Annotated in this window: 18 protein-coding genes and 1 pseudogene; 8 read left to right on the forward strand and 11 right to left on the reverse strand. The window is 33.1% G+C overall.

What is annotated here, in order from left to right; all coding sequences use genetic code 11:
- Nucleotides 1-43: 43 nt before the first annotated feature.
- The gene (locus tag JIN86_RS01795) at nucleotides 44-1,075 is read right to left on the reverse strand and encodes a zinc-binding alcohol dehydrogenase family protein (protein WP_370568622.1); all 1,032 of its coding nucleotides are present in this window, start codon (nucleotides 1,073-1,075) and stop codon (nucleotides 44-46) included.
- Between the two features lie 142 nt (nucleotides 1,076-1,217).
- Between JIN86_RS01795 and JIN86_RS01800 the strand changes: the two genes are divergently transcribed.
- Nucleotides 1,218-1,568, forward strand: coding sequence for a winged helix-turn-helix transcriptional regulator (locus JIN86_RS01800; protein WP_008174966.1), 351 nt, complete (start codon nucleotides 1,218-1,220; stop codon nucleotides 1,566-1,568).
- Between the two features lie 949 nt (nucleotides 1,569-2,517).
- Here JIN86_RS01800 and JIN86_RS23910 read toward each other — a convergent pair.
- The 3 genes and pseudogenes from JIN86_RS23910 to JIN86_RS01815 form a co-directional block, all read right to left on the reverse strand.
- Nucleotides 2,518-2,975, reverse strand: a pseudogene (locus tag JIN86_RS23910) (NUDIX hydrolase).
- An 85-nt stretch (nucleotides 2,976-3,060) separates the two neighbouring features.
- Nucleotides 3,061-3,711, reverse strand: coding sequence for a ribulose-phosphate 3-epimerase (rpe, locus tag JIN86_RS01810; RefSeq protein ID WP_237497095.1), 651 nt, complete (start codon nucleotides 3,709-3,711; stop codon nucleotides 3,061-3,063).
- 245 nt (nucleotides 3,712-3,956) lie between these two features.
- Entirely contained in the window at nucleotides 3,957-4,259 is a 303-nt protein-coding gene (locus JIN86_RS01815; RefSeq protein WP_202341131.1) for a glycosyl transferase, read from the reverse strand.
- A 548-nt stretch (nucleotides 4,260-4,807) separates the two neighbouring features.
- Here JIN86_RS01815 and JIN86_RS01820 point away from each other — a divergent pair.
- Complete coding sequence (locus tag JIN86_RS01820) at nucleotides 4,808-5,158, forward strand: cyclic-phosphate processing receiver domain-containing protein (protein ID WP_202341404.1); 351 nt, start codon at nucleotides 4,808-4,810, stop codon at nucleotides 5,156-5,158.
- Nucleotides 5,159-5,257: 99 nt separating this feature from the next.
- Here JIN86_RS01820 and JIN86_RS01830 read toward each other — a convergent pair whose 3' ends face one another.
- Together JIN86_RS01830 and JIN86_RS01835 are read right to left on the reverse strand one after the other, a co-directional pair.
- Nucleotides 5,258-6,418: a site-specific integrase gene (locus tag JIN86_RS01830; protein ID WP_237497096.1), complete on the reverse strand. Its 1,161-nt coding sequence runs from the start codon at nucleotides 6,416-6,418 to the stop codon at nucleotides 5,258-5,260.
- 246 nt (nucleotides 6,419-6,664) lie between these two features.
- Entirely contained in the window at nucleotides 6,665-6,880 is a 216-nt protein-coding gene (locus JIN86_RS01835; RefSeq protein WP_202341132.1) for a DUF3955 domain-containing protein, read from the reverse strand.
- A gap of 203 nt (nucleotides 6,881-7,083) precedes the next feature.
- Here JIN86_RS01835 and JIN86_RS01840 point away from each other — a divergent pair, with 203 nt between their 5' ends.
- The 5 genes from JIN86_RS01840 to JIN86_RS01860 all read left to right on the forward strand — a co-directional run bounded on the left by JIN86_RS01840 (nucleotide 7,084) and on the right by JIN86_RS01860 (nucleotide 11,822).
- On the forward strand, nucleotides 7,084-7,527 hold the full coding sequence (locus JIN86_RS01840) for a hypothetical protein (RefSeq protein WP_202341133.1): 444 nt from the start codon (nucleotides 7,084-7,086) through the stop codon (nucleotides 7,525-7,527).
- A gap of 160 nt (nucleotides 7,528-7,687) precedes the next feature.
- Nucleotides 7,688-9,214 (forward strand): spore germination protein, encoded by a 1,527-nt coding sequence (locus JIN86_RS01845; RefSeq protein WP_202341134.1) that lies wholly within the window; start codon nucleotides 7,688-7,690, stop codon nucleotides 9,212-9,214.
- 24 nt (nucleotides 9,215-9,238) lie between these two features.
- Nucleotides 9,239-10,426 (forward strand): Ger(x)C family spore germination protein, encoded by a 1,188-nt coding sequence (locus JIN86_RS01850; protein ID WP_202341135.1) that lies wholly within the window; start codon nucleotides 9,239-9,241, stop codon nucleotides 10,424-10,426.
- Between the two features lie 3 nt (nucleotides 10,427-10,429).
- A complete protein-coding gene (locus tag JIN86_RS01855; protein WP_202341136.1) occupies nucleotides 10,430-10,675 on the forward strand; it encodes a hypothetical protein in 246 nt (81 codons plus the stop codon).
- A 19-nt stretch (nucleotides 10,676-10,694) separates the two neighbouring features.
- On the forward strand, nucleotides 10,695-11,822 hold the full coding sequence (locus JIN86_RS01860) for a GerAB/ArcD/ProY family transporter (RefSeq protein WP_202341137.1): 1,128 nt from the start codon (nucleotides 10,695-10,697) through the stop codon (nucleotides 11,820-11,822).
- A 278-nt stretch (nucleotides 11,823-12,100) separates the two neighbouring features.
- Here the strand turns inward: JIN86_RS01860 and JIN86_RS01865 are convergent, their stop codons facing one another.
- Nucleotides 12,101-14,743: a LamG-like jellyroll fold domain-containing protein gene (locus tag JIN86_RS01865; RefSeq protein ID WP_202341138.1), complete on the reverse strand. Its 2,643-nt coding sequence runs from the start codon at nucleotides 14,741-14,743 to the stop codon at nucleotides 12,101-12,103.
- Nucleotides 14,744-15,081: 338 nt separating this feature from the next.
- On the opposite strand from JIN86_RS01865, the gene JIN86_RS01870 reads away from it, so the two are divergent.
- A complete protein-coding gene (locus tag JIN86_RS01870) occupies nucleotides 15,082-15,855 on the forward strand; it encodes a DeoR/GlpR family DNA-binding transcription regulator (RefSeq protein WP_202341139.1) in 774 nt (257 codons plus the stop codon).
- Between the two features lie 211 nt (nucleotides 15,856-16,066).
- Here JIN86_RS01870 and phnX read toward each other — a convergent pair whose 3' ends face one another.
- From phnX to phnC, 4 genes are read right to left on the reverse strand one after another with little or no spacing between them, the layout of a single operon-like run.
- Nucleotides 16,067-16,861, reverse strand: a complete 795-nt coding sequence (phnX, locus tag JIN86_RS01875) for a phosphonoacetaldehyde hydrolase (protein ID WP_202341140.1) — start codon at nucleotides 16,859-16,861, stop codon at nucleotides 16,067-16,069.
- 27 nt (nucleotides 16,862-16,888) lie between these two features.
- Nucleotides 16,889-17,731: a PhnE/PtxC family ABC transporter permease gene (locus JIN86_RS01880; protein ID WP_202341141.1), complete on the reverse strand. Its 843-nt coding sequence runs from the start codon at nucleotides 17,729-17,731 to the stop codon at nucleotides 16,889-16,891.
- Complete coding sequence (locus JIN86_RS01885) at nucleotides 17,732-18,517, reverse strand: PhnE/PtxC family ABC transporter permease (protein WP_202341142.1); 786 nt, start codon at nucleotides 18,515-18,517, stop codon at nucleotides 17,732-17,734. It lies immediately after the preceding gene.
- An 11-nt stretch (nucleotides 18,518-18,528) separates the two neighbouring features.
- A complete protein-coding gene (phnC, locus tag JIN86_RS01890; RefSeq protein ID WP_202341406.1) occupies nucleotides 18,529-19,293 on the reverse strand; it encodes a phosphonate ABC transporter ATP-binding protein in 765 nt (254 codons plus the stop codon).
- Between the last annotated feature and the right edge of the window lie 31 nt (nucleotides 19,294-19,324).

Raw genomic sequence — 19,324 nt, forward strand, 5'->3', positions numbered from 1 at the left:
ATTAAACGAAAATGACTGCCCTGAATAAAAGGCAGTCACAAACTTATCGTTCAAAACCTTCAAGTACTATTTTCCCAATGGTTTTTCCGCTTTCAAGAATTGAGTGTGCCTTTCTCATATTTTCTGCATTAATGGGATATAAGATTTTAGAAATTGTAGTTTTTATAATATTGCTATCAACTAAAATAGCTATTCTATTTAATAATTTATGTTGTTCAATCAAATCTTCAGTCTGATACATAGATCGTGTAAACATAAACTCCCACACAAATGTAACGCTTTTATTTTTAAGTAATGTCAAATTAATAGGCTCGTCTGTTTCTACTATAGAACAAATTGTTCCTTGTGGAGCGATAGCCTCTGCCATTCTAGTCCAATATGCTTGTGTCGAATTCAAACATAAAATATAATCTACTGCTTCAAAACCGATTTTTTTAAGCTGTGGAATAAATTTCTCATAGTGATTGATTATATAGTCTGCACCTAGGTCGGTTGCCCAATCGCGTGATTCTTGCCTAGAAGCTGTACCGATAACCGTTAGCCCAGCCCACTTAGCTAGTTGGATTGCGACAGAACCTACTCCCCCCGCTGCACCAATAATTAATATTGTTTTATTGTTATTTTCGTTTGAAAAACTACTAACTTTCATTCTATCAAATATGGACTCATACGCAGTGATTGAAGTCAATGGCAATGCAGCAGCTTCTGCAAAGTTTAAAGATTTCGGCTTATGACCAACAATTCTTTCATCAACAAGGTGAAATTCACTATTACAACCTTGACGTGTTATATCGCCTGCATAATATACCTCATCACCTGGTTTAAACAATGTACATAATGGACCAACCTCTTCAACAATGCCTGCCACATCCCACCCTAAAATCTTAGGAATGTCCTCAAACTTTTCTTTGGGTGATCTTACTTTATAATCTACAGGATTTACTGAAACGGCCTTTACCTTAATTAATAAATCCCTATCTTTGACACTTGGCTTTACAATTTGTAAATCTACTAAACTCTCTGGATGATCAACAGGTAAGTAGTGATGTAAACCTACAGCTTTCATTTTTTCCATAATTAAAATTGCTCCTTTTGCCTTTATATTTTATTTCCTTATGTCAGCTATAATAATATGATGATATATTTTATGTAAGTACGCACATTTTTGTTGTATAGTATCAATTTTTATACTAAATAAATAATCTGGAGGAATTTTAATGACAGATAGCAATCAAATTAACCCTTATTCAGCTTGTCCTGATGCCTATGGGTGTCCCGTTGAAGCAACACTTGCAGTAATTGGTGGTAAATGGAAAGGCGTTATTTTATATCATCTTATGTCAGGAACGAAGCGTTTCAATGAATTTAGACGTTTAATGCCCGATATTACTCAAAGAATGTTAACGTTACAACTCCGTGAATTAGAGAAGGATGGAATAATCCATAGAGAAATCTTTAAAGAAGTACCACCCAAAGTAGAATATTCACTAACTGAATTCGGTCGAACACTTGAACCAATCATAAAACTTATGAGAGATTGGGGAGAGCAGTATAATTTAAAAAAATAATATTTTCTTTGAGTAAAATAAATATTAAAAACAACCAGGTCTCTTATGTTTTTATTAAAAGTCAAGTTATTTTCTCTTATTAAAGATTTAACAATATGACAAATAGAATGTTACACATTATAATAGCTTTTTGCAGAATTAGTTGAAGGACTAATTCTGCTTTTATTTTTATATAGATGTAGCTTTTTAATAAAGTTCGATTAAAAGTAAGTTGCAAACGCTGATTTTTTACAGAAAGAAATCAACTGTATTGAAACAAAGTTTGATCAAAACAGTTGGTTCTTTATTTATCTAGTTTGGTTTTTATAAAAAAGTTTGATTATTTCGGGATGCGAATATTCAATTAAAGCCCCCGTTAGTGAAAAAAGCACCTAAATTACCAATCTGGTCCATCATCACTATCAGCCACTTTAAGGTTAAATGCATTTGAATCTAAATTATTCTTTTTAACTATTTCAAAGAAAATTGATTTTACGACTTCTTGTTCGGATTCATTAGCGTTTTTATTGTTTAAGGAACATCGTCCACAGAATTTGCCATAATCAACGTCTGAAATCTATAACCTTTTTTCACTAATTCATCATTTACTTGTTTAATAATTCCACTATCTCCGTAGATGAAATTTTCAATCTCCGTCAATTTTTTTCATTTTCTGCTTGTTGCTGTGTACTTATCGTAGGTGGAGCTTCGGATATATCTCCTTTTGATGAGGAGTTATTGATAAATAGAAAGGTTATAACAAATAAAATTAGAATGGTCCCAATAAAAATGACTTTACTCTTTTTCAGTTAGTACACTCCTTCTTTAATTTGAGTATATGCCTGTATAAGAGTTCTAAAACCACTTAATACGGTTATTAAACTAAACTGCTGCGTTAAGTTCAATAAGAAAAAAAGAGCTGCATATGCAACTCAATGATCTTCAAGTAAAGCACCCCGTTCAATAAGAACTATTTATTAAATTGCTCATTATACAAACTAATTGAGTGTACGTTCTCTTTTAATAAGTTATCAATTATTTGCTTTAATACACTTGGTTCTCGTAAGTCTTCATTTTCTAATCTTTCAAGCTCATTTACTTTTATCCACTTGCTGTCAGAAATTTCATCTTCTTCGAGATTTAAAGAACCTCCAGTAATCTCACCGATAAAATGAAATAAAATAACTTGATTGTTCGTACTACTAATAAAATTATATACACCAGTAGTGCCAATCAGTTTTACTTCTAACCCCGTTTCCTCTTTAACTTCCCTAAGAGTGAATAGAGAATGTCCTCACCATATTCAATACGTCCACCTGGAAAGTTCCACTTATCAACAGCAGTAGATTTATTCTCTCTTATAATCAAGACTTTATCATCACTAAAGATTGATACACTTGCAACTAAAACAATTCCCTCTTGCGACATCCAATTCTCCTCAATTCCTTTGAATATTACATTTATTACTACTATATCTGATTACCTTCTTCTTTCACTAACCTGCCCCGTTAGTTCAATAAGGATTTCTAAGGTTTTGGATTATTCTCTTTTTATCATTTGATCCAAAGATTGTTGAGCCAGAAACTAAAATATCGATTTTATTTTCTAAACAAATTTTTGCAGTCTGTTCATTAATTCCGCCATCTACTTCAAATAGCAGATCAGTTAATTCATGAAACTCTCTGTAACTATTTGCTTCGTACATTTTATCTACTACACTGTGTATAAATTTTTGGCCACCGAAACCGGGGTTTATAGTCATAAATAATAATAAATCGATTTCATGTAAATATGGCAACACGACATCCAAACCAGTTTCTGGGTTTAAGGCGATACCCGCTTTAGCTCCATTGGTTTTGATCAACTCTAAACAATATTCCAGCTGATTGGTAGACTCCGGATGAACAGTTACATAGTCTGCCCCTAGTTCGATAAACTTTTTTATGAAATTTTCTGGTTTATTAATCATTAGATGTACATCTTTTGGTAAATCAGAGTAAGTATTAATAGCCTCCATCACAGGAATACCAAGACTAATATTTGGAACAAATTGCCCGTCCATTATATCAATATGTAATAAGTCCGCCCCTGCTTTTTTTACCTGTTCTAAGTCGTTTTTTAATTGCCCAAAATCGGCTGACAAAATGGATGGTGCTATCAACATTATATTTTCACTCCAAGTATTTATTTAGACAACTATAAATCAAAGCGTCTTGTTGAAAATTTTAACAGAAATTAAATAATATTCAATACTGCTTCAACTATCCTGCCTCGTTAGTACAATAAGAAAGAGCTGTCTAAAACAGCTCAATGATCTTCAAAGCCACGAACGTTGATTTAACAACATTAGTGGCATTTTGTTTATACCTGTGATATGACCGTAATTATCGCAAGCCCAGTCTCAGAACCTTAATTTTCGATAGATTCCACTGAAATTAAAACAGCTTTTTTACTTTTGAGAACTTCATACCTAAAAAAATACTCTTCGTTTTCTTCAAAAATAAAATCATTAGTAGGAGAAATAGCTATTTCCGCGGTTTTTCCTGATAAATTTTCTATGACAATTGAATTCTTATTTACTTCATTAACAATTGCAAGCTCTGCAACTATAGTATTGCTACAACCAAACAAGAAAATAGTAGAAACAATTAATAATAATAGTATTTTAGACGCTTGAGCTATTTTTTCGAGAATTTCTTTATATGACCCCATAATTCACTTCTCTCCCCATTTCAATAGTACCATAAATATCCAAACTAATATTTTCCACATAAATAAGTATATTTCAATCACTTTATTTGTTTTTCTTATTCAACTAACCTGCCCCGTTAGTTTAAGTACATTTCATCACAATCTTTACAGTTAAATTAACATAAATATCCAATAAAGAATCATCTAACCTTTAAGAAATTTACAGAGAAGGGAAGATATTAATCAATTTTATTACAAATTTATATAGACTAAACTAATAAGAGGATATTATGTTCAATATATGAGCATATATCCTCTTTTCCTATGCATATTATATTCGTTGATTAGATGTTGAAAATATCTGTTTAAAATATCGTATAGTATGTATACTATAAACAAGAACGTACGTTTGTTTCTTTAGGGACGTAGCCCACAGCTGGAGGCGTAGTGAGGTCTTTAGACCGAGCGTTAATATCTTTGGCTATTCGTAACAAGTAGTGGAAACTAATTTTTAAAAATTATATTTCACTGCGTATTTGAAACATATCGTAGGGAAAGGAATTACTATGATGATGAATGTATATGTAGATGATTTAAGAGATTGTCCGATTGGTTTTGTCGTGGCAAGAACGTTTCAAGAAGCCATTCACTTACTTGAAACTCACGAAGTAGATATACTTTCTCTTGACCATGATTTAGGAGAAGATCTACAAGGTAATCTATTGCCAACAGGTTATGACTTAGTAAAATATATTTGTGAAAAAGGATTACGGGCAAATAAAATATATATTCATACGGATAACCCTGTTGGTAGAGAGAATATGTATCAAACACTGCATGGAGCGAAACGAAGAGGTTTCATTGATTCAGATATTGAAATTTACCACTACTCTATTACCAAAAATAAATATACCGAATGAAGCAATACTAAACGATTGAACGAACAAATTGTTTAGTAAGAAAAAGAATGGTCAGTCCACCACTTATTGCAAATGCCCATATTTTTTGAATTATTCGAACTATTCAAAATGATTTGCGACCCATCGTTGATGATTTTCAGCTACATATTGTTCAACTGCTATTAAGCGATTCACTAACTCCTCTTTTGAAAGCTGCATATATTTCTTCTTAGCGTTATTTACATCACGTTCAGAAGAAATCCTTCTTAGTGCTGTCTCGTCAAATTTAGAAGGCATTACTGATTTTTTGCGAGTGTTCTTTACTTTATAGGTTCTGCTATGCTGTTTATAATATGCATGTAGTTCCTCATTACGCTTAATGGTATTCATATGTATGCCTTTACCGTTATCGTCAAAAGATTTGGAATGCTCGCTAATGTTGTGATAGGTTACTGGAATATCTTGAGCGACAAGAAAGTCAATAGTTTGAATGCCAATACCATGACTCCCTTTATTGAAGGTTATAAATTCTTGATGATTTTTACGTTTGCGATAATCTCCAACTGTTAGCTCAATAATCTCTGATGCTCTTGCACCTGTTTCAAATAGCATACGGGCTATTACCATTTCTCGAAGTGACCAACTTGCTTTTTTACCAGCTTGATATATTTGATACGGTAAATCTATATCATCAATAATCTGTGGTTGCCACTCTTCGTTGATAATTTTAAAATAGGAATCTGTTAATCTTCGGTGAGGAATAGCTTCTTCTGTACCTGCAATTGAAGGCATTCTTGGCTTATCTTCCCGAACACCCTTTATCTCCTCTTTGTAGCTTAGCAAGATAGCTTGACCATCTATTAATGGATTACTATACGGATACTGTTTTAAACGAATTATAGCCTTATAAAAAGATTTTAATGCTGACAAAAAAAGGCTTATCGTATTAGGGCTTTTACTAGTTAAATTTATAAAGCGAAACGTGTCTTTCTCACGAATCTTACACTTCATTTCATGCATCAAATAATCTTCAACCACAACACGTATTTTTTCTTCTGAATCATTCCATTGCACGTTGTTTCCTTGATAGTTATTTTCTTTCTCTAACCATTTAAAAAATGGAAGTAGACAATTCAAATAGGAGACGGCAGAACTTTTGTCTATTCTTCCTAAACAGTCATGGTAGTAATCTGTTAAAGGTAGAAAGGGTTGATTTTCTTTAAATACAAGTAGCTCATACTTACTTTTTATATGCTTTGGACAATACTCAAACCAATACATTATTATCCCCCTTAAAAAGAACGAACGTTCTTATGTTAATGTTTTTTTTCGTCATTGTAAAATGTTCAGTCTTTCAACAAATCTAAATGAGAAAGATAGCCAAAATAAAAAAGCACACCACTAAATTGATTAGTAATGTGCATTTTTATTAAATGTGTAACATTATAAGTCAAACACGATTAAATAAGAATTAATGTACAATTACTTGTACTTAATCTTACAGAGTATGACCTAGTTGTTTTTCTATTATTTAACGTATTGTGTCTTTTTATTAAACGAAATTAATGCTACCCCTACTACACATATAAATCCAATAAATAACAGTAAAAATCCTATTGGAATAAGAAAGAATGGTTCTTCTAATGTACCATCAGGTGCTACATTACTCCCTTTCACCATAAAGATTAAAAAACTAAGTACGCCTAATATGATTGGCATTGATGCAAAAATATATTTTTTCATAACCTATTTCCTCCATTCAATGTAAAAAGGTTTAATTCAACTTACCGTAACAATCATAAATCCAAAATATATTCTAAGTCAATTATTTTTTATTGAAAAACAATAAATTTTTATCCTAATTCAAACAATCCCAAATTGACATTTTGAAATTCTAACTATAAAATGACCATAATCTCTAGTGATAATGTGGAAGGGTGATTTGTATGAACTATGAAGATTTAATGCAATGGAAAGGTTATTTGTTTTTAGATAATATACTAGAGCCAGGGACAAACTCTTTGCGAGTTTCTATTTCTAGAGCTTCCGTTAGCTCCGAAAGCGAGGATATAAGTTTTGAGGAAAATACAATAAATGATGTCCATCCTATTGAAATTGATAAGACATTACCGGTCATACATATAGAATTCGATTCATATGTAGCCTATACTGTTTTTGACGAATCATTTCATTTTGTAAATCAAGAAGATAATTTCTTGGGTAACTCAGTACGTCTTTTTACAAAATCAACTTATTTAGATTTTATAAGTAAAGGAACTATAGCTCTCGATATCTATTCCTACAAGGAGCTATTCCATTATCAGATTGTTTGTTTAGACCATATAATTGATATTGTTTCATTTGATAAACCTACTATTTTAAACAAATAAAGTTATTAAAACAGTCAACGAAATTTGTTGTCTGTTTTTTTATTTCTGTTAAAAACAAATGAACAATTCTATTAAGTTCTTCTTCTCTTAAATAGACAAAGTATAATCTCTCTATCTTTTGCATATTCTATTAATTAGAAAACTAAAGGAGGACCTTGTAGTGAGCAATTCAGAAATAGATAATCTCATAAAAAGTAAAATAGTTAATTCTCTTTCTACATCTCTCCTGAAAAATATCAAAACTATTAAAAATTCACTAGGCAACAGCAATGATATTATTACTCGAGAATTTTTGATTGGTAAACCGATCGAGTTCCCAATAGCTATTATTTATACGGATGGTCTAGCTGATAACACCTCAATTACGGACTTTTTATTAGAGTCTATTATTTCTGATTTTGAGGTGACGTCTGAAACTACATTACAAGATATTGCGCTACGATTAAAAACATATTGCTTAGCTGTTGGAAGTATAAAAGATGTCGCAGATTTCCCTTCTCTGTTTAACGCTATTTTGAGTGGAGAAACCATTCTATTAATAAATGGACTTGCATTAGGTATTTCTACTAGTACTAGAAATTCCAAAGATAGAGCAATAACAGAGCCAGCCACGGAAGCTGTTATTAGGGGGCCAAGAGAGTCATTTACAGAGACATTAAGAACCAATACAGCTTTAATTCGACGCAAAATCAAAAGTCCAAATCTTTGGATAAAGTCAAGAGTGATTGGTGAAGTTACTCAAACAGAAATAGCTGTTATGTATATAAACGGTATAGCGAATGAGAAGATTGTTAACGAAGTACTTCATAGATTAGATCAAATAGATATTGATGGTATTTTAGAGAGTGGTTATATTGAACAATTAATTCAAGACTCAAAGTTTAATTTATTTCCTACCGTTTATAATTCCGAACGCCCAGATGTTATAGCCGGAGAGTTATTAGAAGGCAAAATTGCGATTATAGTTGATGGCACGCCATTTGTTTTAATTGTACCTGCATTATTCACTTCTTTCTTGCAATCTGCAGAAGATTATTATCAAAATGCAATTGTTAGTTCGTTTATTCGACTTATTCGTTTTTTAGGTATTAGTCTTGCATTAGTTGCTCCTTCTCTCTATATTTCTCTAACAACTTTTCATCACGAAATGATTCCAACACCGCTGCTCATCAGTATATATGCACAACGAGAAGGCGTTCCTTTCCCAGCATTTATAGAAGCTTTAATTATGGAAATTGCATTTGAAATTTTAAGGGAAGCAGGTTTAAGGATGCCTAGAATGATTGGATCCGCAATCTCTATAGTCGGAACACTTATCATTGGTCAAGCAGCCGTTGAGGCAGGTATTGTTTCAGCAGCAATGGTCATTATTGTAGCTTTGACAGCCATTTGTAGTTTTCTTTTCCCTGCATATGGTCTATCCAATTCTATCCGAATTTTACGTTTTCCATTAATGGTGTTAGCAGCGATGTTTGGATTGTTTGGTGTTTTTGTAGGGCTTATGCTTTTGATTATCCACTTATGTAGTTTGCGTTCATTTGGTGTTCCGTATATGAGCCCATTTGCACCATTAATACCTAAAGATCAAAAAGATGCCTTAATTATTTTCCCACGTGGATCCCTACTTACACGTCCACGATTGATCAGCCAGATTAATAATGTAAGAGGGCGTAAAGATCGGTCATAACTAACTGTTAAATGGGGTTACCTTATGAAAAAGAACTTAATTATTTTTTCATTAATCTTTCTAATTTTGATTCTAAGCGGTTGTTGGAGTAAACGTGAGTTAAATGAATTAGCGCTTGTTGCAGCATTAGGTATAGATCTTGTTGATGACGAATACGTTATTTCTGCACAAGTAATTGATCCTAGTCAAGTTTCGTCAAAACAATCTGCAAGTGGACAAGCACCTGTTGTAACTTATCATGCTCAAGGAAAAACTGTGTTTGAAGCAATTAGAAAAATATTGGCTTCTTCACCCCGAAAATTATACTTTGCCCATTTACAATTGGTTGTTATCGGTGAAGAATTAGCTTTAAACGGTTTACGAGATACCGTAGATTTTTTAGGAAGAGATCAAGAGATAAGAAATGACTTTACAGTTATAGTATCACAGCAAGCAACTGCGAAAGATGTTTTAAACGTCTTAACTCCTATAGAAAAAATACCTGCGAATAAAATGTTAAATTCCTTAAAAGTAATGCAAGATGCATGGGGCTCTACTTTAGAAGTTGACATTGAAGATTTAGTCACTAAATTAGGCATAAACGATCAGTATTTTGTTCTATCAGCAATTGAAGTATTAGGAGACAAAAGCTTGGGAATTGACCAAACAAATGTAGAAAGAATTGAAACGCCAGTAATGTTGAAGTTTACAGGGCTTGCTATTTTTAAAGAGGATAAATTACTAGGTTATCTTGATGAGTATGATAGTAAAAGTTTAAATTACTTAAACAATCACATTAAATCAACGATTGAAATTATTAGTTGTCCTTCGAAAGGAGAATTATCAACTGAGATTACTCAATCTAAAGCGAAAACAAAAGGAGTAATTATTGATGGTAAGCCTACTATTCAGATTAACATGAATGTTGTTCAAAATGTTGCCGAGGTCAATTGTGATATTGATTTAACAACATTAAAAAAGATAGATTGGATTAATAATCAAACTGAAGAACACATTCAGAAAAATGTTGAGCAAGTGCTGAATACCCTTCAAGAAAATTATCAAGCTGATGTACTTGGTTTTGGAGAAGCGATTCATCGTGCAGACCCTACACTTTGGGGAAAAATCAAAGACGACTGGCAAACAATCTATCCTGAGGTAGAAGTAAATATTAAGGTTAACGTCAATACACAAGGGTTAGGGACTATGCAAAACTCAAAAGTAAAGGAGTAAAAATTGACTATGTTTATCACCTTAGGCATATTAATCATTTCAATTGTTATTGTTTTAATTGAACTGCCTAAATTGAAAAAAGACGATACAAAATTAACTTGGATATTCTTGTTTTTGTTAGTCATAGGAGCAGTCTTAAACATTGCTATCAGTTTAAATGTTTCAATGATTAGCCCACTGGACCCCATCATTTATATTTTTCAACCAATCAGTGACTTTTTAATGGAGAATTTGTTAAATAAAAAATAATTAATAAGAGGCATCTATTATGAAAAAACAATTGATAAGCTCCCGCCAATTCACTATCATTGTTACTCTCTATACGGTAGGTACAGGAATATTAATAATACCAGCAAGCATAGCTTCAGAAGTAAAACAAGACGCTTGGATTGTAGCCACGATAGGTACCTTATTAAGTTTATTTTTAATAAAGCTTTATATCATTCTATCACGTAAAATGGCGAACCTTTCTATTGTAGAAGTAACTGAAAAGTTCTTAGGAAACATTGTCGGTAAATTTATTTCTCTCTGTTTTGTGCTGTTAACACTACTTTCATCAGGAGAGTTATTATACTTAATTGGTAATTTTCTACAAACAGAGGTGATGCCTGAAACACCGCCAGTAGTATTTGCCATACTTTTCAACTTTATTATTCTATTTGCTGCATATCAGGGTATAGAAGTTTTTGCCCGCACTTTAGAATTACTTTTTCCAATTTTTTTGTTCATTTTTATTATCTTTATGTTCTTTGTTTCACCGCAAATTGACATTAGAAATATACAACCTGTTTTTGAAGTATCCATTCCACCACTGATATATAGTGTATTACATTTTATGGGGTTATTTTCTTTTCCATTAATTGTCCTTTTAATGATTTTTCCTTCGGCTATTAATAACCTTCAATCTGGCAAGAAGGGCTTTTATATTGGCACATTAGTGGGGGGATTTATTATAACTGCTTTTATAGCATTATCAATTTTAGTATTGGGCGTAACCAATACATCTTTAAGAACATTTCCGAGTTATACGTTAGCTCAAAAAATTTCTATTGGGGATTTTTTGCAACGCATAGAAATTATTATGGCTTTCATGTGGATGGTTACAATATTTGTAAGATCTTTTATATATTTTTATGCTTCTTTAATCGGAATAAGCCAAATGCTTAAACTAAAAGATCATAGACCTCTCATTCTACCACTTGGAATGGTTTCCATAGGTCTTTCACAAGTTGTTCATGCGAACATCATTCATTCGGATATATACAACCAGCAAACTTGGCCATTAGCTATAGGTGTTTTCGCTACTTTACTACCATTAATTTTGCTACTTGTAGCTAGGTTCAGAAGATTAAAGATCAAAAACGTTGAGATGAATGATTCTATGGATAAGGCATAACATGAAGTAATTCTAACTAAACAATTTAAGTTAGACTTCTAAAATAAACTAGCTTACGCAATATGGAACATTTTGGAGTCAACTATCGTACTAAATCATTAACCGTACACCAATCTGCGACTGAAAACTCTTATCAAAACGCTGGGACATAAGTATATTATCAAAGCAAAATTAAAAAATATCACATCAGATAAGCGCGAGAAATCAACGTTTCTAAAATTGATTTCTCACGCTTTGTAACGTTTTGACCAGTAATGTCCCGGCTTAATAAATATATTTTATTTTATTAAATCCTTCATATCCAAATCCTCAAGAATATCTTCAAGCGTTTGGCCTCCATGTTTCTCTTTTGGCCTTGGTGCATTTTCTACTTTTTCATTTACCCTTAAGTAATTGTCTACAATAATTTTCATATCTTTAGCATCGATGGCTCCATCTTTATTAATATCTGCTTTGTCTGGACCCTTACCAGGCTTATTGATATGATTTTTCAAGAAAAAAGCATCTTGAACATCTATGACATTGTCACCATTTACATCACCAATAAATTGGTTTGACTTTTCATCATCATAAACGTTTAAATTTATAGTAAATTGGTTGTCAGCACGGAATAGCTTATCCTTCTTAACTGAATACCAGTTCACGTCTACATCGTTGCTTCCCTCTTTGAAGGTCATGAGCATTACCATCCCTAAATCATAAGGCTTCATAAACTGTGCATCAACTAATATTTGTTTAATGGAATTACCTTGATCACCAATATCTTCTCTCACAACTAAATCCTCGCTACCAATATGTCCAGCTGTTACTAGAATAATATTTTTATGCTTCCTTACAAACTTGTCCCATACTTGATCTCCATTATTGGCATCAGAAATGTATCTTCCTGGGTTATCCATATGGTCTAGCGATTGATGCTCTCCATTGTGATATAAGTAAGAGTGAGTGTTGACAATAATTTTTTTATCTTCATTATTTTTTGCTAATTGGTTAGCCCATTCTAGCACTTCATCTCGTGGGCCATATTCTAAATTAATCACCATATATTCTACTCCATGTATATCGAAGAAAGAATACGTATTTTCCATCTGTCCTATTTCAAAAGCACCACCAAATGTAGAACTTTTTGAAAATTTTTCATAAGAGAAGTATTGATTAAAATTAGTTGTAGTACGTTTAATTTGATCGTTATAATCATGATTTCCAGGAACAAAAACATAAGGCACTACACCATCTAAATAGGACATACCTTCTTGAACTGTTTGCCATTCCTTTATACTTCCTGGATTATTAACTAAATCTCCTACTTGCATTACAAGTTCTATGTTTAAATCATCTTTATTGTCTTTAAACCAAGTCATATATTCCTTAAATTCATTTGGGAAATGTTCAACAAAATACTGCGTGTCAGGAATTACAGCAATTGAGTAGTCCCCTTTTGCAAAGTCAGGATCAATCCAGTTGCTATTCTCATTATCATACTCATGAGCATGGTTCTTCTTCTTTGAATGATCTGGATACACTCCATCTTTTCCATCATCCAATTTCCAATTACCGATTAATCCTTCTTCGTTTCCTTCCAATGCTTTATTATAATTTGCTTTAATTTCTTCTGAAGTTCTAGCAGTAGACCATAACCGAACATCCGCTATTTCACCATTAAAATTATATTCAGGCTTACCATCAGCTGTGTAACCTCTATAATCCGAGCCGATTTTAAGTTCTTCTCTAGGAGGGATACTCGGAATAGGTGTATTAATAGATTGTTCGTTAATTTTTTCCCCGTTTATATATGTCGCTCCAATACTCTGCTTGTCATCCAATACCATGGCAACATGAACCCAATCACCTAAATTGACATTCACATTTGTTGAATAATCAAGTGTATGAGCGGTATGAGCTTGCCAATAAATTCTTGGATTACCGTTGCTAGTAATTTCAAAATTGAATCTGGATTTGTCTTTATAGTATTCGTGGTAATAATTTCCGATGATATTCCCTACACGTTTTTCTTTTGGTGTATCTGCTGGAATTTTCACCCATGCTTCAACTGTACGAGGAGCTTCAGTAATAGGTTCGTCTGCTGCAATCTCCAAGTCACCCTTTGAAAAATCAATACCTGTTCCTTTATAAGCACTCTCTTCTGGTATTTCTATCACAGACTCTTTTTGGAACCCAAATGCCACTCCATCAATTTTTCCCGCTTTATCATAGACATTAGGACTATCATATACGGAATCATCTAACATCCAAGTATGCGTTAACCCTTCTTCATTACCTTTAATGTCTACATCAACGTTATCTTTAATCTCTTCCAACGTACGAACATCGTCCCATAAACGAACTTCTTTTATTTCAGCATTCGGGTGATATTGATCCCTAGTATCTTTACCGATACTATGATAATTTTCAAAAGCAAGCTCTTCCGCTAAATCTACGTTATCAAACGAAGCTATTTCTTTTCCATCTTGAATAAAGACTATTTTTTTATTCGAAACGTCTCTAATTATAGCAAGATGTGTCCATTCACCTGTTGTAATATTTGCTTCTACTGTTCTTTTATCAATAGTGCCAAATTGATTTATTTCATAATATCTAAGTTGATTATCAGCTGTTATTTCAATATTATATGCAGTTTTGTTTCCTGATTTAAAATTCCCAAACAATATTTGACGCTGATTTAAATTCGGCTCAAATTTCGCAATCATTTCATAAGTTGATGGAACATTTTCCAATTCTTTATTTAGCTGCACTGAGTTTTTCTTTTCAGGGTCAAAAAATAGCCCTTCTAATTTACTTGTTTCAACAAGTAGCTGAGTAAGTGTTTCCCTCTCAGCCATTTGAGATTCTGCTAATACTGAGCTTTGACCTAACATTAATAATGCTAAAGTAGACGATAATACCGCTTTTGTCTTATTCACGAAAAACTTCCTTTCTTTTAAAAGAGTTTGTGTAGTCCAAAAATTAATTCCATAATTGGTTTGAAAAAATATATAACTTAATTTTAATTACACCTTAATTCCCCACCTCCTTTATTGTTATTTCTGCTGTATAATGCAAGAATAATCTGTTTTCTGCTGTTTTACAATCTAGCTAGCACTTTCTTTACATAACATTAACTTTATTCACATAGAAAACATGGAATAATTACTTTGTACACACTTTCACATTTGCTGTATTTTGCATTTTTTAATTAAATGATTGATAATATTTAGATTAGAGCAATTATTAATTGCAAGAATAAATGGAGGTTATACAATTGTTACAAGAACATAGACATCAAAAAATAGAAATATATTTAAAACAACAGAAAGCTGTAAAAGCTACTGAACTTGCGTCATTATTAAATGTATCCATAGACACCATTCGACGAGATTTAGAAACTCTTGAAAAAAAAGGCACCATTAAACGAGTACATGGAGGAGCCATTTTGAAGCAAAATAATAAAAATGTACTTAATAAATTATTTGTTGAAAGGGAAGTAGAAAATTTAGAAAAGAAACAAGAGGTAGCGTCTGTAGCAGCTGAACTAATTGAAGAGGGACAGGCAATAGCATTAAATGGTGGAACAACTACCATTGAAATCGCCAAGGTTTTAGTAGAAAAGTTCCACCGTTTAACCATCATTACAAATGATATTCGTATTCTAAGTATTTTAGGGGCGAATAAAAATTTTAAGGTCATTCTTTCTGGTGGTTTTTACAATCCTGATGAGTATACTTTATATGGAAAGCAATGCGAGGAAGTTCTCTCAAATTTTAATATTGATACTGCATTTATAACAGTGAATGGCTTATCACTAAAAAACGGCTTAACAGATTTTAGAATCCACGAAGTAGACGTGATTAAAGCTATCCTTTCTCGATCAAATCATAAAATTGTAGTGGCTGATTCTACAAAATTTGAGACTTCATCTTATATAAACATCTGTCCTTTAAATGAAATTGATCTCATCGTATCTGATAGTTCAATTTCAGCTAAAACAATAGAGGACTATAGTAGTCATGATATAAGAATTATTTCTCCAAATTAAGGTTATAGAGTAACCAAAAATAGTAAAACACGGGACTTCAGATACATACACAAAATAAACAACAAACATTTAATGTGTGATTGAAAAGCTCCCTATACAAATGTTAACAGCACTCCGAATGTTAGACATACTCTAACATTTGGAGTGCTTTATTTTTATGTCGCTGAATGAAGAAAAATATATTTAAGCATTGCTATCTTGGAGAATTTCGTTACCTATTTATGCGCTCATTTATTTTATCAATTAACCCAGGTAACTCATTCATTGTACGAATTGTATAATGCGCGCCAAGATCTATAAATTTTTGGGCGGTTCTTTCAATGATTTGTTCCTTTTCCTCAGAAGTCAATGCTTCATACTCTTCTTTGCTTAAACCCATTTCAGAGCTTCCAATCACTACACCGACAGCCCAAACCCCTGCATTTAATGCTTCGTTAATATCTGAAACTGTATCACCAATCTTAACAACCTGTTGTACAGACTGTAATTGAAGCTGCTCCATATTACGATAAATCATGTATGGATATGGTCTTCCTAATGAGTTAGTTGCATCAGGTGTAATATAAAAATCTGGACTATAGCCTTTTGCCTTAGCATTTGGCACAACGACATCCATCATCATTTGTGTATAACCTGTTGTCGAACCAATTTTTAGCCCTTTACTCCGCAATTGTGTAACCGCTTCTACTACGTGGTCAATCGGATCCGTAAAGGTAGCCAATGTTTTCATTAAACTTTTTTCAAATTTTACATAAAGTGCCTCTACATCCTGTTCAGTAAAGGGGCTTCCGTGTACCTCCTGCCAGAGCTGTTCAATTCTTGGCATTTGAAGCATCGTACGGATATGATCAATTTTAAGCATACCCATCGGTTTTCTTGCTTCTTCAATCGTGACTTCAACACCTGCATCGTGAAAAATTTCTACAAAAACATTAACTGGGGCCATACAGCCAAAGTCTACTGTTGTCCCTGCCCAATCCAAAATAATTCCTTCAATTGCTTTCATAGTATGTCCTCCAAATAATCTTCCCTACTAAGCCTTCGCTGGGAAGAAACGTTTTTTTAATTGTGTTGATGTAATTTCTAATAGAATCGCGATGATTAAAATAAAGTATGTAATCATCCCTGCTTCACGCAAGTCAAAATAGAAGCTTGATGCCATAAATAATTCAAAGCCAATGCCACCTGCACCTGCCGCTGCACCCATTGCAACAGCTACACCAAAATTAATCTCAAAGCGTAAAAATACCCATGATAGTAAATAGGTAAATGTCGTAGGAAGGACTGCATGAATAATGATATGCCACCAATTTGCCCCACTAGCTCGTAACGCCTCAATAATGCCTGAATCCATTTCCTCAAAAGCCTCAGAAAATGCCTTTACTAAATATGCTACCGAATGCAGTAGCATCCCTAATACCGCGGCTTCACTCCCTAAACCAGCAGAAATTGCAAAGATCAATACCCATAAAACTGTGGGTACCGCACGAATAAATGCCATCACCATTCGTACAATCTTGGACAACCATTCATTTGATAAATTTGTAGCTGCCATTAAAGCTAACCCTAATGCAATCACTGCCCCAATAATTGTTGATAAAAAAGCAAGACCAACTGTGATGCCAATTTGGTAAAATGCTTCTCCCCAGCTAAAATGCGATAGCCCTGGTTCTAAAATCATTATTTTAATATTGCTTAACGTATCAACAATCGCTGTTTTTAGCTCAAACCCTTTATAGTTAAATATAAAGAACGAAAAAATTGTTGATAGTGTGAAAATTAGTAGCATCACACGGATATAAATATCTGCTCGTGAATATTTCCTTAATGGAATATGCCTTTTGCGAGGCGGATTATTTTCCATAGCCTGTACCATTTATAAAATCACCTTTCGTACATGATTTGAACACACATCAATAACAATAACGGCTACTACGATACAGAGTGTAATGAGTGAAATTACATTATAGTTCAGCATTTTATAATAAATATCAAACACATAGCCGATGCCAGTACCAGTTAAAATGCCTATCAATGTTGCATTACGAATATTTGTTTCAACCATGAATAAGATCCAGCTAATAACCTGCGGTAAACACTGTGGCAATACGCCCTTAAAGACGATTTGAAAATATGTTGCTCCAGTTGCTTGTAAGCCTTCAATAGACTTATCACCTGCTTCATCGATCGATTCGATAAATGCGCGTGTTAGGAAACCTGTTGAGCCTACAAATAAAGCTAAAAAACCTGTCACCGAATTCTGTCCAAACGATAACAATAATACAAGCGCCCAGACAACAACTGGAATATTTCGGGAAAGCGATGCTACAAAGCGAGAAACTAGCATTAACGGTTTATTGATCATCGTTTTAGAAGAGCCAAATAACCCTAAAAATAGTGCTATGATTGCACCAAACACAGTAGCAGCAATAGACGTAAAAATCGTTTCAAATAATGCTGCAAGTATAATCGGTAATTTTTCTAATGATTCACCTGTTACAAATAAATTCGATAACATCCACAATAGAGCATCTGGCAAGGTAATCATACCTTCTACAACATTAAATTGAGTGATGGCAGCAGAGCCATAGGTAAATAGTATAATGGCGATTAGAAAAAACCATATATGCCAGTTACTACGTTTCAGTTTGTTGTCAATCATGTTAGATCTCCTTATATCATGATTAAATCTTGCATGTTCGAACTATAAATATTTTGGATTTCCACATTCGTCAGTGCAGCACTGCGATTATTGAAGACAATATTGCCTTTGTTTAAGCCAATGATACGATCCGAATAATGCTGCGCAACCTCCACCTGATGTAGATTAACGACTACCGCAATTCCTAGCTCAGAGGAAATCATCTTCAAATAATCCATAATAATTTTTGAGGAGTTCGGATCCAACGAGGCAATTGGTTCATCACATAATATTAGTGAAGGCTCCTGAATAAGCGCTCGACAAATCCCAACTCGCTGTTGCTGTCCCCCACTTAATTGGTCACAACGTTTATATGCATGTTCCTCAATACCAAGCTTTTCTAAGAGGAAAAAGGCACGCTCCTTTTCCTTTTGCGTATAGCGATTAAAAATTCCCTGCAAAGTCGTTTTATAACCAAAACGACCATGCAGTACATTTTCTAAAACCGAAAGACGTGGAACTAAATTATAATGCTGAAAAATCATGCCGATTTTCGTACGTACTTTTCGTAGCTCCTTCTTATTTAGTTGACCGATATTTTGTTCATCAAATAGGATTGTTCCTTGATTAAAATTCACCATTCGATTAATACAGCGTAGTAACGTGGATTTTCCTGCACCAGAAGGACCAATAATGGAAATAAACTCTCCTGGATAAACTTCAAAGCTAATATCCTTTAATACTTTTGTTTCTTCGTTATAAAACTTCTCTACTTTATTAACCTGCAATAATGGTATCATCTCGAATATCCTCGCTTTTTAATGTCGC

Origin of the sequence: Lysinibacillus sp. HST-98 (genome assembly GCF_016757845.1) — a bacterium.
Taxonomy (GTDB): Bacteria; Bacillota; Bacilli; order Bacillales_A; family Planococcaceae; genus Lysinibacillus; species Lysinibacillus capsici.

Excerpts from the sequence above, each read along its gene's own strand:
- JIN86_RS01795 (WP_370568622.1), bottom strand. The coding sequence starts at position 1,075 with ATGGAAAAAATGAAAGCTGTAGGTTTACATCACTACTTACCTGTTGAT.
- JIN86_RS01800 (WP_008174966.1), top strand. The coding sequence starts at position 1,218 with ATGACAGATAGCAATCAAATTAACCCTTATTCAGCTTGTCCTGATGCC.
- rpe (WP_237497095.1), bottom strand. The coding sequence starts at position 3,711 with ATGTTGATAGCACCATCCATTTTGTCAGCCGATTTTGGGCAATTAAAA.
- JIN86_RS01815 (WP_202341131.1), bottom strand. The coding sequence starts at position 4,259 with ATGGGGTCATATAAAGAAATTCTCGAAAAAATAGCTCAAGCGTCTAAA.
- JIN86_RS01820 (WP_202341404.1), top strand. The coding sequence starts at position 4,808 with ATGATGAATGTATATGTAGATGATTTAAGAGATTGTCCGATTGGTTTT.
- JIN86_RS01830 (WP_237497096.1), bottom strand. The coding sequence starts at position 6,418 with ATGTATTGGTTTGAGTATTGTCCAAAGCATATAAAAAGTAAGTATGAG.
- JIN86_RS01835 (WP_202341132.1), bottom strand. The coding sequence starts at position 6,880 with ATGAAAAAATATATTTTTGCATCAATGCCAATCATATTAGGCGTACTT.
- JIN86_RS01840 (WP_202341133.1), top strand. The coding sequence starts at position 7,084 with ATGAACTATGAAGATTTAATGCAATGGAAAGGTTATTTGTTTTTAGAT.
- JIN86_RS01850 (WP_202341135.1), top strand. The coding sequence starts at position 9,239 with ATGAAAAAGAACTTAATTATTTTTTCATTAATCTTTCTAATTTTGATT.
- JIN86_RS01860 (WP_202341137.1), top strand. The coding sequence starts at position 10,695 with ATGAAAAAACAATTGATAAGCTCCCGCCAATTCACTATCATTGTTACT.
- phnX (WP_202341140.1), bottom strand. The coding sequence starts at position 16,861 with ATGAAAGCAATTGAAGGAATTATTTTGGATTGGGCAGGGACAACAGTA.
- JIN86_RS01880 (WP_202341141.1), bottom strand. The coding sequence starts at position 17,731 with ATGGTACAGGCTATGGAAAATAATCCGCCTCGCAAAAGGCATATTCCA.
- JIN86_RS01885 (WP_202341142.1), bottom strand. The coding sequence starts at position 18,517 with ATGATTGACAACAAACTGAAACGTAGTAACTGGCATATATGGTTTTTT.